Here is a 14,489-nt window from a genome sequence, read left to right on the forward strand (position 1 = left end):
GGTCTAAGGTGCCGGGGTGGACGAGATGGTGGTGGAAAGGGTGCTCCGGGCGATCGAGCAGGTGCCCAGCGGGCATGTCGTCTCCTATGGCGACCTTGGTGCGCTGGTCGGGATCGGTCCCCGTCAGGTCGGCGCCATCCTGCGGCAGTGGGGCAGCAATGTGACCTGGTGGCGGGTCACCAACGCCCACGGCGAGTTCCCGGCCCACCTGTTGGCCCAAGCCCGCCCGTGCTGGGACGAGGAGGGTATCCGCGTCAAGTCCAACGGGCGAGGATGCCGGATGCAGGACCACCGCGCCGATCTGCTGACCCTCGCCCAGGACTACGCGCAGGTCACGGCCGAGCTCGATTCGAAGGATGCGGCAGGATGAGGACATGAACCGCCAGCAGGAGTATGTCCTCCGCACCATCGAGGAGAGGGACCTCCGGTTCGTCCGGCTCTGGTTCACCGACATCCTCGGCACCCTCAAGTCCGTCGCGGTTGCCCCCGCCGAGCTGGAGCAGGCGTTCACGGAGGGCATCGGCATCGACGGCAGCGCCATTGAGGGCTTCACCCGGGTCTACGAGGCCGACATGGTGATCCAGCCGGACGCCGACACCTTCGGAGTGCTGCCCTGGCGCGAACGCACTGCGCGGATGTACTGCGACATCCACATGCCGGACGGTAGCCCCGCCCCCACCGACTCGCGGCACATCCTGCGCAAATCCCTGGCTTCCGCGGCGCAGGAAGGCTTCACCTTTTACACCCACCCAGAGATCGAGTTCTACCTGTTCAAGGAGCCCTACGACCCCAAGGTGGGCCCGGTCCCTGTCGACCAGGCGGGTTACTTCGACCACGTGGCGCGCGGAGACGGGCATGATTTCCGCCGCGCCGCCATCGACACGCTGGAGCAGATCGGGATCTCCGTCGAGTTCAGCCACCACGAGGGCGGGCCCGGTCAGCAAGAGATCGACCTGCGTTATGCGGACGCGCTCTCGATGGCCGACAACATCATGACCTTCCGCACGGTCGTGCGAGAGGTCGCGCTGCAGGAGGGGTCCTTCGCCTCCTTCATGCCCAAGCCGCTCGCTCTCCACCCGGGATCGGGGATGCACACGCACATGTCGCTGTTCGAGGGCGACACCAACGCCTTCTACGAGCCGGGCGCGGCCTATGAGCTGTCTCAGACCGGCCGCCGGTTCATGGCTGGTGTGCTGACGCACAGCCGAGAGATCTGCGCCGTGACCAACCAGTGGGTCAACTCCTACAAGCGGCTCTGGGGAGGGGGAGAGGCGCCGGCCTACGTCTGCTGGGGGCACAACAACCGCTCGGCCCTGGCGCGCGTCCCGCAGTACTCCATCGGTCGCGGTCATTCGCGCCGGGTGGAGATCCGGTCGATCGACTCGGCGTGCAACCCCTATCTCACCTTCGCCCTCCTCCTGGAGGCCGGCCTGCGGGGCATCCGCGGCGGCTACGAGCTGCCTCCGGAGGCCGAGGACGACGTCTGGGCCCTCACCGATGCCGAGCGTCGCGCAATGGGCATCGACCCGTTGCCGCAGAGCCTGGGCGAGGCGGTCGCGGTGATGGAGGCTTCCGACCTCGTGGCCGACGTCCTTGGCGAGCAGGTCTTCGATTTCTTCCTGCGCAACAAGTGGCAGGAATGGGGCGAGTACCGCTCCCAGGTCACCAGCTTCGAGCTCGACCGTTATCTGCTCCACCTCTAGGCGGATGCCGTGATGGCTCGACGGAGCGCTCCGCGACGAGGTAGGCCGTGACCGTCACCTCTGGTCCGACACCGGAGGACCCGGCCTCCAGCGGAGGCTCGGGCGGCCGGTTCCGCGGGGGGCGACGCGTCGAGGACGAGGGTTGGCTGCCCTCCTCCGGCGACCTGGTGCGCGCCGGCCTGGCGGATACGCACCGGGGCCGTCAGCTCCTGGAGGAGATGCTCGACCGCCTTGGCGCGAAGCAACTGGACGTGCAGGCGCTGCTGGCCGACCTCGCGGGGGTGGCCGACCCGGACGCCGCACTGCTGGTGCTGGTCCGGCTCCTCGACCCACGTAGCACCGGGGTGAGCGGTCGTCGCACTGATGAGCTCACGGCCCCGGTGGTCCTTGGTGGCGGCGACCCGCGACGCCGGCTCTTCGGCCTCCTAGGCGGATCGGTGGCACTAGCCGAGCACCTCCTGCGTCACCCTGAACATGTCGAGGACGTGGCCAGTGGAGGCGCGCCGCAGCCGTTCGCGATCGTGGAGGCCGTCCGGGGGCTCGTTGGACCGGAAGGGGCCGACGCGCTGCGGGTGGCCTACCGCAGACAGTTGCTGCGCGTCGCTACCCACGACCTGACCAGCCGTGACCCGATCGGCCTCGTGGTGACCGTCGGGGCGTGGCTCGCGGACCTGGCTTCGGCCGCTCTGCAGGCAGCGGTGCTGCTGGCCCGGGCCGAGACCGAGGGGGAGTCAGGCGCCGACTTCACGGTCATCGGGATGGGCAAGACCGGTGGACGGGAGCTGAATTATCTCAGCGATGTCGACGTGATTTTCCTGGCTGCTCCGCGTGAGGGCACGGAGGAAGAGGAAGCGCTGCACGTCGGGACCAAGCTCGCCAGCGCCGTCATGCGGGTCTGTGGGCAGTCGACCCGTGAGGGCACCCTCTGGCAGGTCGACGCCGCCCTGCGCCCAGAAGGCAAGCACGGACCACTCGTGCGTAGCCTCCACTCCCACCAGGAGTACTACCAGCGCTGGGCCAAGACGTGGGAGTTCCAGGCGCTGCTCAAAGCAGTGGTCGTCGCCGGTGACGATGACCTCGGTCAGCAGTGGCTGGACCTGGTTCGTCCGATGGTGTGGGAGGCCAGCGGACGGGACAATTTCGTCGAGGATGTGCAGGCCATGCGGCGGCGCGTCGAGCAGCACGTCAGGCCGGCCGAGGTCGATCGCCAGCTCAAGCTGGGCCCAGGCGGGATCCGAGACATCGAGTTCAGCGTCCAGCTCTTGCAGCTCGTCCACGGCCGGGCCGACGACTCTCTCCGGTCCCGGAACACGCTCGACGCGCTCACGGCCCTGACCGACGGCGGCTATGTGGGACGCGACGACCTCGAGGTCCTCGACGCCGCCTACCGGCTGCTGCGCTGCCTGGAGCACAGGGTCCAGGTCCACCGCCTGCGGCGGACCCACCTGATGCCCACCTCCGAGACCGACCTGCGCCGACTGGGCCGCGCGATGGGGGAGAGGGGTGATGCGGCCAGGGCGCTGCTGCAACGGTGGCGTGCGGTCCGACGCGACGTCCGCCGGCTGCACGAACGCCTCTTCTACCGGCCGCTGCTGGCCGCGGTAGCGCGACTCTCGCCGGACGAGGCACGCCTGTCGCCGGCGGCCGCGAGGGAGCAGCTCAAGGCACTAGGTTTCGCCGACCCCGCTGGCGCGATGCGACATTTGGAGTCGTTGACTGACGGACTCTCTCGGCGTGCCACGATCCAGCGCCATCTGCTCCCTGTCATGTTGTCGTGGTTCGCCGACGGAGCGGACCCCGATGCCGGGCTACTCGCCTTCCGACGGCTGAGCGACGCGCTCGGCACCACGCACTGGTATCTCGGCATGCTGCGGGACGAGGGCAGCGCAGCCCAGCGCCTAGCTACGGTTCTCTCCTCGAGCAGATATGCCGTGGACCTGCTCATCCGCTCGCCGGGGACGGTCTCACTGCTGGGTGAGACCAGCGGCCCGGTCGCACCGGACCGGGCTGGGCTCCTGGCCAGGATGCTGGCAGCTGCGTCTCGCCAGAGCGGCCCGGAGGAGGCGTTCACGGCGATCCGGAGCGTGCGGGCCCGTGAGCTGGTCCGCATCGTTCTCGGCGATGTGGTGGGGGACTGGGACGGGGCCACCGTCCGTGCCGCCCTCAGCGATGTGACTGATACCTACCTCGAGGCCGCCCTCGAGTTCGCGTGGTCCCAGGTGACCCGGAGCGCGAGCGAGAGTCGGCTGGCCGCGGTGCTGCTGGTCGGGATGGGACGGCTCGGTGGCCGCGAGATGGGATACGTCAGCGATGCTGATGTGCTCTTCGCCTACGACCCGCTGCCGGGGGCGGACGCGGACGCGGCCGCGGCCCAGGCCACCGACGTCATCACCCGCCTCCGGTCGGGGCTCGGTGGGGCGGGGCCGGACCCCGTGCTGGAACTGGACGCGGATCTGCGCCCCGAAGGCAAGTCCGGCCCGCTGGTCCGTAGCCTGGAGAGCTATCGCGCCTACTATCAGCGTTGGTCCGCGGGCTGGGAGTCCCAGGCCCTGCTGCGGGCTCGGCCGGTCGCCGGTGACCCGGGCCTGGCCGCCGCCTTCACCGCGATGATCCAGCCGCTTCGCTGGCCCGAGGGCGGCATCACGCAGGAGGCGGTGCGCGACATCCGCCGCCTCAAGGCACGGATGGAGGCCGAGCGGCTACCGCGCGGCGCGGACCCGCGGACGCACTTCAAGCTCGGTTCTGGCGGCCTGTCCGACGTCGAGTGGGTCGTCCAGCTGCTCCAGCTGCAGCATGCTGATGCGCACCCGGCGCTCCGCACCACGAGCACGACGACGGCGCTGGCCGGGGCGGTCGAGGCGGGGCTGATGGACGAGCAGGATGCGGAGGTGCTCTCCGCGGCCTGGGAGCTGGCCTCGCGCATGCGCGACGCCGGGGTCGCCTGGCGTGGCCGTCCCGTCGATTCGGTGCCCAGCGATCCACGGGATGCCGAAGGGATGGCACGAGTCATCGGCCGCCCGCCTGGCAGCGGCGCGGAGCTGGCCAACGACTGGCGTCGCTCCGCGCGGCACGCCCGCTCGGTGGTCGAGCGGCTCCTCTACGGCGACCGCCCGCCACGCGCCGTGCACCATCCCGAGCCGACCATCGCACCAACCCGCGCCCTGCCGCGGGCGGGGCGTGCGGCGGGGTTCGGCACGCCGCCAGCGTCACCACCTCCTTCACCAGATCGGTTCCCGCCTCCACGACGCTTTAAGGACGCCAGGAGAGGCAGAGGGCCAAGCGCGGGCGGGCACCCGTCCGCCGGTTCGTAGGATGGCCCGGTGACCTCCTCCAGCGATGTGCCCGCACCCGGCGAGTTCCCGCATGCGCTGCTGCTGCTCGGGGGCAGCCGTGCGGAGGTGGCGGTCTGGGCCAGCCGGTGCGTGGCGCCAATCGTGACTGTCCCAGCGCAAGGGTGGACGATCGCGATCGCTGCGGGAGATGCGCAGGTCGGAACCCCCTATGACGACGCGGCCATGCTGCTTGCCGCCCGGCCGGTGCCCGTCAAGGCGGCACCGGCGCTCGGTTTCTTCCAGATCGATGATCGCGCCGTCCTGACGGTCCACGGGATGGTGCGGCCACGGTCGCCGCGCTGGGTGGTGTGGGAGCAGGAGATCGGGTTGCTCCGACCGCCTGGGCTCGACCTGGCTGGCCCGGCCGAGATCGCCCGCCTCGCGGGATGTTCACCGGCGGTCCGCGACGAGTTGGTCGACCTCCTGCACGAGGCACGCAGCCGGCCGTTGACGATGCTGCAGGCCATCATGGCGACCCTGTCCCTACCCGGCGCTAGGCTCCTGGCCGACCCTCGACTGGCCAGCGACCTGCCGGGCGCTATCCGCTACCGGCCCGCGTCCAAGGAAGTCGGCTTCTTCGAGGACGCCGTCGCCGACTCCGTCCGGCTCCGCCGTGAGCTGGGGCTGCTGCCGTGACCCTGCCGGAGTCCCCCGCGAGGCGTCCGGTGCAGCTCCTGCCCGCCGTCGACGTCGCCGGACGTCGCGCGACCCAGGTCGTGGACGGGTCCAGCGACGACCCTCTGGAGGTCGCGCAGCGCTGGATCGACGAGGGTGCCGAGTGGATCCACGTCGTCGACCTGGACCGGGCCTATCGCCGTGGCTCCGACCTCGGCTATCTGGCCGAGCTCATCGCTGCCGTACCCGTCCCCGTGCAGTTGTCCGGCGGGCTCGACACCGCGGCTGCTGTTGACGACGCCCTGGCGTCCGGGGCTCGACGGGTCAACCTGGCGGTGACGGCGCTCCGAGACCTGCCCTGGGTGCTGGACCTCGTCCGCGAGCACGGTCCGCAGATCGCGATCGGCGTCGACCTCGCCGACGGCCAGGTGGTGGCCCGCGGCTCTGGGGAGCACCTGGGTGAGGCAGAGCCGCTGCTCGACCTGCTCACCCAGGTGCTGGGCGATGATCAGCCTGGGGCGTATGTCGTGGCCGACGCCTCGCGCGATGGGCTCCTTCGCGGCGCCGACACCGCGCTGTTCTCCAGCGCAGTGGCCCGACTGCCCGCGCCCGTCATCGCCTCCGGAGGGGTCGCCACCCGATCAGACCTGGTGGCGTTGCGCGGCTGCGGTGTGCAGGGCATCGTGCTGGGAGCCGCCCTCTATCACCACGCCTTCACGCTCGCTCAGGCGAGAGAAGACCTGCGATGAGCCACCGCTTCTCCGACCATGACCCCCATGCTGGGCACGACACCGGCGGCGTGCCGTGGTCGGGACGGACGCTGACCGGGACCGGTTTCGACGGGGACACGGGATCCGCCGACGCGGTGCTGGCTGAGCTGCTCGCGGCGCCGGGCGGGGAGCGCGACGAGCGCGCGATCGTCGCGGCGGTGGCGAAGGCCCGGCTCATCGTCCCCATCGTGGCCGTGCCCGGGGAGATCGATGTCTCCTCCGGGATCCCGGTCGACGCCACCAGCGACATGGCGTCGGTCACGCTCGTCGCGCCCGATGGTCAGCGGGCGCTGCCGGCCTTCACGAGCACGCACTCCCTGGTCACCTGGAACGCCGAAGCTCGCCCCGTCCCGGTCACCGCGCAGCGAGCGGCATTGGCGGCGGTGCAGGAGGGGTGCGACGTCATACCCCTGGATCTCCCGGTGCCGCCCGGGACCGCAGCCTTCACGCTCAGAGCCTCGATGGTGTGGGCGCTGGCGATGGCTCGCTCCTGGGAGCCTGCGCACGAGGACGAGCACGTCGCGGAGGCGCTCCGGCGCGCGGTCCGCGCCGAGGACGCAGTCCGGGGTCACGCCCTGGCGGGTGGTCCGGAGGGCGAGCTCCAGCTCACGCTCGCAGTAGCACCGGGCCTGACGCAGGACGAGCTCCAGCAACTGCTGACCAGGGTGGGGGAGCGGCTCGCGACCGATGGCGAGACGCGGGCCCGCATCGACGCACTGGCGTTCCGGATCGTCCCCGCGCCCTGAGGACATGCCGACGTCTCGGATCCGTGGGCCGTTCTGCTATTCTTGGTCATTGACCAGTCGGGTGCTCACGTGCCCGGCGTGCAAGAGGGGCCTCGACCCCCACCCGCGTCAGCCTCAGGGTTGCCGGGTCTTCGGTCCGCACCATCGGGCGTTGTGCCCGCAGGTGTAGGTATGACGTCGTTGGATCAGCGTCACACCTGCCCGGTCGACACCGGGTCAGGACCGGTGGAGAAGGCCTCTTGCGCACCTCGTGCCAGGAGGCCTTTCTGGTGCCCGGGTCCAGATCACAGTCACGAAGGAGCAGCACATCAGCGAACCTCGCATCAATGACCGCATCCGGGTCCCGGAAGTGCGGTTGGTCGGTCCCAATGGGGAACAGGTCGGCATCGTGCGCGTCGAGGACGCGCTGCGGCTGGCGGCCGAAGCCGATCTCGACCTGGTCGAGGTCGCCCCGATGGCGCGACCGCCCGTCGCCAAGCTCATGGACTTCGGTAAGTACAAGTACGAGACCGCGATGAAGGCACGTGAGGCCCGCAAGAACCAGGTCAACACGGTCATCAAGGAGATCAAGCTGCGGCCCAAGATCGACGCGCACGACTATGGCACCAAGAAGGGCCACGTCGAGCGCTTCCTCAAGGGTGGGGACAAGGTCAAGGTCACGATCATGTTCCGTGGTCGTGAGCAGTCCCGTCCAGAGCTCGGCTTCCGGCTGCTGCAGCGACTGGCTGAGGACGTGGCCGACCTGGGATTCGTGGAGAGCACGCCGCGCCAGGACGGCCGCAACATGGTCATGGTGATCGGACCCGCGAAGAAGAAGACCGCGGTGCGTCAGGAGAAGAAGCGCGACGCCGAGGCGCGTGCCGCCGCAGATCATGCCCGTGATGAGCCGACCGAGACAGATCTCACGACCCAGTCCGAAAGCGCCGTCGAGACTGATGCCGCCGTTGAGAACGACACCGCTGACGTGATCGAGACCACCGAGGCCAACGACGACGGGGCCACCGACGCGGAGACCACCGAAGCCGAGACGAGCAGCACCACCGAGGCGTGAGCCGACCAGGATCCTCGGGTCCTGACGTCACTGCCACAGACACCACGACACCCGACATCACCGGGTGGACAGCAACGAAGGAGATCGGCCCATGCCGAAGATGAAGACCCACAGCGGTGCCAAGAAGCGCTTCCGCGTCACTGGTAGCGGCAAGTTGATGCGTCAGCGTGCCCGCCACGTGCACAAGTTCCAGGAGCGTCGTGCCTCGCAGGCGCGCCGCCTGGTCAACGACGTCGTCCTGGCGCCGGCCGATGTCCGCAAGGTGAAGAAGATGCTCGGCCTCTGAGCCAGCACTTCCACCTTCTCACCATTTATTACTAGTCAAGGAGACATCACGTGGCACGCGTGAAGAGGGCGGTCAACGCCCAAAAGAAGCGCCGGGTCATCCTGGATCGCGCCAGCGGCTACCGCGGTCAGCGGAGCCGGCTCTACCGCAAGGCGAAGGAGCAGGTCACCCACTCGCTCGTCTATGCCTACAACGACCGTCGCGACCGCAAGGGTGACTTCCGTCGCCTCTGGATCCAGCGGATCAATGCGGGCGCCCGAGCCAATGGCATGACCTACAACCGGTTCATCCAGGGCTTGAAGGCCGCTGGGGTCGAGGTGGATCGTCGCATGCTCGCCGAGCTGGCCGTGCACGACGAGGCCGCCTTCGCGCACCTCGTCGAGCTGTCCAAGGCCAACGTCCCGGCCACCGGGCAGGTCAAGGAGTCGGCCGAGTCGGCTGCCTGAGCACCTTCGGTCATCCACCACGACGCCCCAGCGCATGACGGCCGCCGACCCTTCACTGCTGAGCAACCCTCGCAGCGACCGGGTCCGGCAGGTCGCCGCGCTGGGGCGTCGCGCTGCCCGTGAGAAGCAGGGCCGGTTCCTCGTGGAGGGCCCGCAGTCTGTCCGCGAACTGCTCAGTCATGCCGTGACAGCTGCCGAGGTCCTGTATCTAACGCGGGCGGCGGCCGACCGCCACAACGCTGTCCTTGACGCGGCCGCGCACGCCGGAGTGGTTGTGCACGAATGCACCGAGCAGGTGCTCACCGCGATGGCCGACACCGAGCACCCGCAGGGAATGGTCGCGGTGGCACGGCAGGTCGACGTGCCGCTGGAGCAAGCCCTCGACGCCCTCGGCCAGTCCGGTTTCGCGGTCGTCCTGACCCACGTGCGCGATCCTGGCAATGCCGGCACCGTGATCCGCGGGGCCGACGCGTTCGGGGCCTCGGCGGTCCTGCTCAGCGATGCCTCCGTGGACCTCTACAACCCCAAGGTTGTGCGCGCTACGGCCGGATCGCTTTTCCACCTTCCGATCTGCGTGGGCACTCCTGCCGCGCAACTGCTCGCTGCGTGCTCGGCCCGAGGCATCCGCCTCCTCGCGGCCGACGGGGACGGCACCACGCTCCTTCCCGAGGCTGACCTGAGCGGCCCCCACGCCTGGGTCATGGGCAACGAGGCCTGGGGCCTGCAACCGGAGATTCTGGCCGGGTGCGACGAGGTCGTGGCCATCCCGATCGAGCGTGCCGAGTCGCTCAACCTCGCGATGGCCGCCACGGTCTGCCTGCACGAGAGCGGCCGTCTGCGTCAGGCCTGAGTCGCGGGCCAGAGGCTCCCCGGCCTGCCGCCGCCCGCGCTGAGCCGCACCAACGCGGCGTCAAGGCCGCGTCCAGGCGGCGTCAAGGCAAACCCGGTCGAGCCCTCGCGGCCGGGTTGCCTAGACTTGCGCAGGTGTCAGGACCAACCAACCACGACCCTGTTGAGGTCGCTGCCCTCCAGCCGCAGGCGGTCGAGGCGGATGTCGGGGACGCACTCAGTGCCATCGCCGCCGCCTCATCCTTGGACGAGCTCAAGTCAGCGCGCCTGGCGCACGCGGGGGAGAAGTCCCCGCTCGCCCTGGCCAACCGAGCGATCGGTGGCCTACCACCGAGCGCGAAGGCGGAGGCGGGCAAGCGTGTCGGCCAGGCCCGTGGACGGGTCAACCAGGCCCTGGCGGCCAGGGTCTCCGAGCTCGAGGCCGAGCGCGACGAACGCATCCTGGTGGAGGAGGCCCTCGATCTGACTGCAGCACCGGGCCGCTATCCGCTCGGTCGCCGGCACCTGCTCCAGGTCACCGCGGAGCGGATGGGAGATGCCATGGTCGCCCTGGGCTGGGAGATCGCCGAGGGCCCACAGGTGGAGGCGGAATGGTTCAACTTCGACGCCCTCAACTTCGACAAGGACCATCCTGCCCGCCAGATGCAGGACACCTTCTTCGTCGACCCGGCAGCAGCCGGTCTGGTCCTGCGGACACACACGTCGCCGGTCCAGGCGCGGGCGCTCATCGAGCGCGGTGTCCCTCTCTACATCGCCTGCCCCGGACGGACGTTCCGCACTGACGAGCTCGATGCGACGCATACCCCGGTCTTCTCCCAGCTCGAGGGCCTCGCCATCGACGAAGGTCTGACGATGGCGCACTTGAAGGGCACCCTCGACCGGCTCGCAGAGGCGATGTTCGGGCCTGGAATCACCAGCAGGCTGCGACCCTCCTTCTTCCCGTTCACCGAGCCGAGCGCCGAGATGGACTTCCGCTGCTTCGTCTGCCACGGCGAAGACGCCGACTGTCGCACGTGCGGCGGCACCGGTTGGATCGAGTGGGGCGGCTGCGGCATGGTCAACCAGAACGTGCTTCGTGCCTGTGGTGTCGACCCTGACCGCTACCAGGGCTTCGCCTTCGGCATGGGTATAGAGCGGACCGCGATGCTGCGTCATACCGTCAAGGACATGCGCGAGCTGATCGAGGGTGACGTGCGCTTCAACACGCAGTTCGGGCTGGAGGGCTGATGAGGATACCCATCGACTGGCTGGGCGAGTATGTCGCGCTGGCGCAGGACGTCACCGGCGAGCAGATCGCCGCCGACCTCGTGGCCGTCGGCCTAGAGGAAGAGGGGCTGCACGGTGGCGACCTCACCGGCCCGCTCGTCGTCGGCAGAGTGCTGGAGCAGCACCCGGAGCCGCAGAAGAACGGCAGGACGATCAACTGGTGCCAGGTCGATGTCGGTGCCGCCAACGGGACCGGCGAGCCGCAGGGCATCGTCTGCGGGGCGCACAACTTCGCGGTCGGCGACCTGGTCGCAGCGATCCTGCCCGGCGGCGTCCTACCCGGCAACGTCGCCATCAGCGCGCGCAAGACCTACGGCCACGTGTCCGCAGGCATGATCTGCTCGGCCCGCGAGCTGGGTCTGGGCGACGAGCACGAGGGCATCATCGTGCTGCCCCGGTTGCTCGGGCAGGCGCGGGTCGAGGAGCTCGGCCTGGCCCCGGGCGACGACCTGATCCCCTTGCTCGGTCTCGACCGGCAGACTGTCGAGGTCAACGTCACTCCCGACCGAGGCTACTGCTTCAGCTTGCGCGGGATCGCTCGCGAATACTCCCACGCCACCGGTGCGGCTTATACCGACCCCGCCTCACTACCCATCGACCCGCCCACCGAGGACGGGTACGCCGTGGAGCTGGTTGATGGGGGGATCGACTCCCTGGACGGAGTGCCGGGCTGTGATCGTTATCTCGCACGGATCGTCCGCGGGATGGACCTGACGCGCCAGACCCCAGAATGGATGGCGCGCCGCCTCACCGATGCGGGTATGCGGCCGATCAGCCTGGCGGTCGATGTCACCAACTATGTGATGCTCGCGCTCGGCCAGCCACTGCACGCCTTCGACGTGCAGACGCTCAACGGACCGATCGTGGTCCGGCGTGCGCTGGCGGGGGAGCAGCTCAAGACCCTCGACGACGTGGTCCGCACCCTGCACGCCGAGGACTTGCTCATCACCGACTCGGGCACCCGGCTCCTGGCCCTGGCCGGTGTCATGGGGGGTAAGGATGGGGAGGTCACGCCCGGCGTCACGACCGACGTACTCATTGAGTCCGCCCACTTCGACGCGCGCTCGGTGGCGCGCACCTCGCGGCGGCACAAGCTCAGCAGCGAGGCGTCCAAGCGCTTCGAGCGTGGTGTCGACCCGTTGGTCACGGCCGCAGCTGCCCAGCTGGCGGTGGACCTGCTCGTGGAACTCGGTGGTGGCACGGCTGATCCGGCCATCACGGATGTGGACAACCACGTGCGTGCAGCGCCCATCTCCTTCGACCTGACCATGCCCACGCGCTACGTCGGTGTGGATTACAGCGCGGAGCGGGTCCGCGCCATCTTGGTGATGATCGGTTGCACCGTGACGGACCAGCCCGACGCTCATGTCCTCGTGCAGCCACCGACCTGGCGTTCGGACCTGACCGACTCGGCGACCCTCGTGGAGGAGGTCGCGCGCATCGACGGTTACGACAAGATCCCTTCGGTCGTGCCGCGCGCGATCGGTGGTCGTGGCCTCACGCACAGCCAGCGCAGCAGACGACTCGTCGCGCGGGCCCTGGCCGCGGCCGGGCTCCAGGAGGTGGCGACCTATCCATTCGTCGGTCCCGGCACCTTCGACGAGCTCGCGCTTGCCACGGACGACCCGAGGCGGACCGCGGTGCGCCTCGCCAACCCGTTGTCTGACGAGGCCCCTCTCATGCGGACCGAGCTGCTGCAGACGTTGCCGGCTGCGCTGCGTCGCAACCTCTCCCGAGGCGCCAAGGACGTGGCGCTGTTCGAGGTCGACACAGTCACCCGCCCGACCCCAGGCAGCAAGGCACCCGTCCCCGGGGTCGGGGTCCATCCGGGCGAGGAGGTGCTCCGGCAGATCCGGGACGCGGTCCCCGACCAGCCCTGGCACCTCGCGATCATCGCGACGGGAGCGGTCGAGCGCACGGGATGGTGGGGTGAGGGACGGCGTCTGGACGTGACCGACGTGCTGGGCTGGGCGCATGCGGTTGCTGACTCGCTCGGAGTCGGCGTGGAGCGGCTGCGGACGGAGCGGTCTCCCTTCCACCCCGGCCGGTGCGTCCAGCTCACCCTGGCCGATGGGTCCATCGTGGGCTGGGCGGGCGAGCTCCATCCCAAGGTGCTTCAGTCGCTGGGTCTGCCTGAGCGCACCTGTGCGGCCGAGCTTGACCTCGACGTGCTGATCGCCGCCTCGGACCACCGGATCCAGGCGAGGCCGCTCTCGACCCAACCGATGGCTGCCTCGGACGTGGCCGTGGTCGTGCGACGTGAAGTCGCCTTTGGCGATGTGCTGGATTCCCTGCGCGCCGGCGCGGGGGAGTTGCTCGAGTCGATCGAACTGTTCGACGTCTACCGCGGCGACCAGATCGGGGAGGACGAGCAGTCGTTGGCCTTCCGGATGCACTTCCGCGGGCAGGATCGCACCTTGAAGACCGAAGAGGTCAACGCCGCCCGCGACGCGGCGGTGGCGCGCGCCGCCCGGGATCACGGCGCGGTCCAACGGGGCGGATGACGTGCCGATGACACCACCACCCAACCCGAGCAGCACCCAGGTGGCCCTGGTCACCGGGGCGTCCAGAGGCATCGGTGGCCACGTGGTCCGCGCCCTGCTCGTCGACGGCTGGGACGTCGTCGGGCTGTCCCGCTCGGGCACCGTCCCGGACGGTGCCGAAGGCCTGTCCGTGGACGTTACTGACGAAAAATCCGTGCGCGCCGCGGTCGAGGAGGTCATCGACCGCTACGGCCGGATCGACCTCCTCGTCAACAACGCCGGGCTCATCGAGACCGAGCAGCCGCTGTGGGACGCCGACGTGAACGAATGGTGGCAGGTCATCGTGACCAACGTCCGCGGCCCCTTCCTGCTGACCCACGCAGTCGTGCCCCACATGATCAACGCCGGAGGGGGCCGGATCGTTAACCTCAACTCGGGAGCCGCAGTGCGCGCCAGCGCCGACCTCACCGCCTACGCCGCTTCCAAGTCGGCACTGGCCCGCCTCACCGGGGGAGTCGCGCTCGCCGGTGCGGCGCACGGCGTGCTCGCCTTTGATCTGGCACCCGGTGTGATCGAGACGGCGATGACCCATTCCATGCGGATGCACGACGGTCGGACCGAATGGACCTCCCCTCAGGACGTCACCGAGCTCCTCCTCGCGATCGCCGACGGTGAGCTCGATGGCTTCTCCGGCCGCATGGTCCGGGCTGGCTCCGACGACCTCGATACCCTCCGGTCCCTTTCTGCTGCCGGGCTGGCTGAAGGTGACCGCACGTTGCGGCTGCAGTCTTGGGGCGAGGGCGACCCGCTCGGGGGATGACCGTAGCGATGGTGCAGGAGGTGCGCGCGTGGGTGGCCGCCGAGCTCGGCTCACCGGTGGGGTGGCACTCCTCATCGAGGACGTGGAGGAAGCCATCCGTTGCCCTGGAGCCACGACCTTCT

At 69.6% G+C, this 14,489-nt stretch carries 13 protein-coding genes; all 13 read left to right on the plus strand.

Annotated elements, in window-relative coordinates:
- Window positions 1-25: 25 nt before the first annotated feature.
- Window positions 26-370: an MGMT family protein gene (locus tag Q4P07_RS05230; protein ID WP_368660249.1), complete on the plus strand. Its 345-nt coding sequence runs from the start codon at window positions 26-28 to the stop codon at window positions 368-370.
- 4 nt (window positions 371-374) lie between these two features.
- Window positions 375-1,703 carry a glutamine synthetase family protein gene (locus Q4P07_RS05235; RefSeq protein ID WP_303373842.1) on the plus strand — a complete coding sequence of 443 codons (1,329 nt, stop codon included), beginning with the start codon at window positions 375-377 and terminating at the stop codon, window positions 1,701-1,703.
- 47 nt (window positions 1,704-1,750) lie between these two features.
- Complete coding sequence (locus tag Q4P07_RS05240; RefSeq protein WP_303373843.1) at window positions 1,751-5,014, plus strand: bifunctional [glutamine synthetase] adenylyltransferase/[glutamine synthetase]-adenylyl-L-tyrosine phosphorylase; 3,264 nt, start codon at window positions 1,751-1,753, stop codon at window positions 5,012-5,014.
- 9 nt (window positions 5,015-5,023) lie between these two features.
- Window positions 5,024-5,671: a hypothetical protein gene (locus tag Q4P07_RS05245; protein ID WP_303373844.1), complete on the plus strand. Its 648-nt coding sequence runs from the start codon at window positions 5,024-5,026 to the stop codon at window positions 5,669-5,671.
- Window positions 5,668-6,399, plus strand: a complete 732-nt coding sequence (locus tag Q4P07_RS05250; RefSeq protein ID WP_303373845.1) for a HisA/HisF-related TIM barrel protein — start codon at window positions 5,668-5,670, stop codon at window positions 6,397-6,399. Before Q4P07_RS05245 ends, Q4P07_RS05250 begins: the two co-directional genes overlap by 4 nt.
- Window positions 6,396-7,166 carry an SseB family protein gene (locus Q4P07_RS05255; protein ID WP_303373846.1) on the plus strand — a complete coding sequence of 257 codons (771 nt, stop codon included), beginning with the start codon at window positions 6,396-6,398 and terminating at the stop codon, window positions 7,164-7,166. The genes Q4P07_RS05250 and Q4P07_RS05255 overlap by 4 nt, the downstream gene beginning before the upstream one ends.
- A 349-nt stretch (window positions 7,167-7,515) precedes the next feature.
- Complete coding sequence (gene infC / locus Q4P07_RS05260) at window positions 7,516-8,217, plus strand: translation initiation factor IF-3 (protein WP_303373847.1); 702 nt, start codon at window positions 7,516-7,518, stop codon at window positions 8,215-8,217.
- A gap of 91 nt (window positions 8,218-8,308) precedes the next feature.
- Entirely contained in the window at window positions 8,309-8,503 is a 195-nt protein-coding gene (gene rpmI / locus Q4P07_RS05265) for a 50S ribosomal protein L35 (RefSeq protein ID WP_303373848.1), read from the plus strand.
- Window positions 8,504-8,553: 50 nt separating this feature from the next.
- Window positions 8,554-8,949, plus strand: a complete 396-nt coding sequence (gene rplT / locus Q4P07_RS05270; RefSeq protein WP_303373849.1) for a 50S ribosomal protein L20 — start codon at window positions 8,554-8,556, stop codon at window positions 8,947-8,949.
- A 34-nt stretch (window positions 8,950-8,983) separates the two neighbouring features.
- The gene (locus Q4P07_RS05275; RefSeq protein WP_303373850.1) at window positions 8,984-9,799 is read left to right on the plus strand and encodes an RNA methyltransferase; all 816 of its coding nucleotides are present in this window, start codon (window positions 8,984-8,986) and stop codon (window positions 9,797-9,799) included.
- Between the two features lie 134 nt (window positions 9,800-9,933).
- Window positions 9,934-11,025 carry a phenylalanine--tRNA ligase subunit alpha gene (pheS, locus tag Q4P07_RS05280; RefSeq protein ID WP_303373851.1) on the plus strand — a complete coding sequence of 364 codons (1,092 nt, stop codon included), beginning with the start codon at window positions 9,934-9,936 and terminating at the stop codon, window positions 11,023-11,025.
- Complete coding sequence (gene pheT / locus Q4P07_RS05285) at window positions 11,025-13,568, plus strand: phenylalanine--tRNA ligase subunit beta (protein ID WP_303373852.1); 2,544 nt, start codon at window positions 11,025-11,027, stop codon at window positions 13,566-13,568. The genes pheS and pheT overlap by 1 nt, the downstream gene beginning before the upstream one ends.
- 7 nt (window positions 13,569-13,575) lie before the next feature.
- Window positions 13,576-14,367 (plus strand): SDR family NAD(P)-dependent oxidoreductase, encoded by a 792-nt coding sequence (locus tag Q4P07_RS05290; protein ID WP_303373853.1) that lies wholly within the window; start codon window positions 13,576-13,578, stop codon window positions 14,365-14,367.
- Window positions 14,368-14,489: the final 122 nt, after the last annotated feature.

The organism is Ornithinimicrobium sp. (assembly GCF_030537745.1).
In the GTDB taxonomy this organism is placed as follows: domain Bacteria; phylum Actinomycetota; class Actinomycetes; order Actinomycetales; family Dermatophilaceae; genus Ornithinicoccus.

Coding starts and splice junctions, on each gene's coding strand:
- Q4P07_RS05230 (WP_368660249.1), top strand. CDS start 26: ATGGTGGTGGAAAGGGTGCTCCGGGCGATCGAGCAGGTGCCCAGCGGG.
- rpmI (WP_303373848.1), top strand. CDS start 8,309: ATGCCGAAGATGAAGACCCACAGCGGTGCCAAGAAGCGCTTCCGCGTC.
- Q4P07_RS05290 (WP_303373853.1), top strand. CDS start 13,576: ATGACACCACCACCCAACCCGAGCAGCACCCAGGTGGCCCTGGTCACC.
- Q4P07_RS05275 (WP_303373850.1), top strand. CDS start 8,984: ATGACGGCCGCCGACCCTTCACTGCTGAGCAACCCTCGCAGCGACCGG.
- pheT (WP_303373852.1), top strand. CDS start 11,025: ATGAGGATACCCATCGACTGGCTGGGCGAGTATGTCGCGCTGGCGCAG.
- Q4P07_RS05235 (WP_303373842.1), top strand. CDS start 375: ATGAACCGCCAGCAGGAGTATGTCCTCCGCACCATCGAGGAGAGGGAC.
- Q4P07_RS05255 (WP_303373846.1), top strand. CDS start 6,396: ATGAGCCACCGCTTCTCCGACCATGACCCCCATGCTGGGCACGACACC.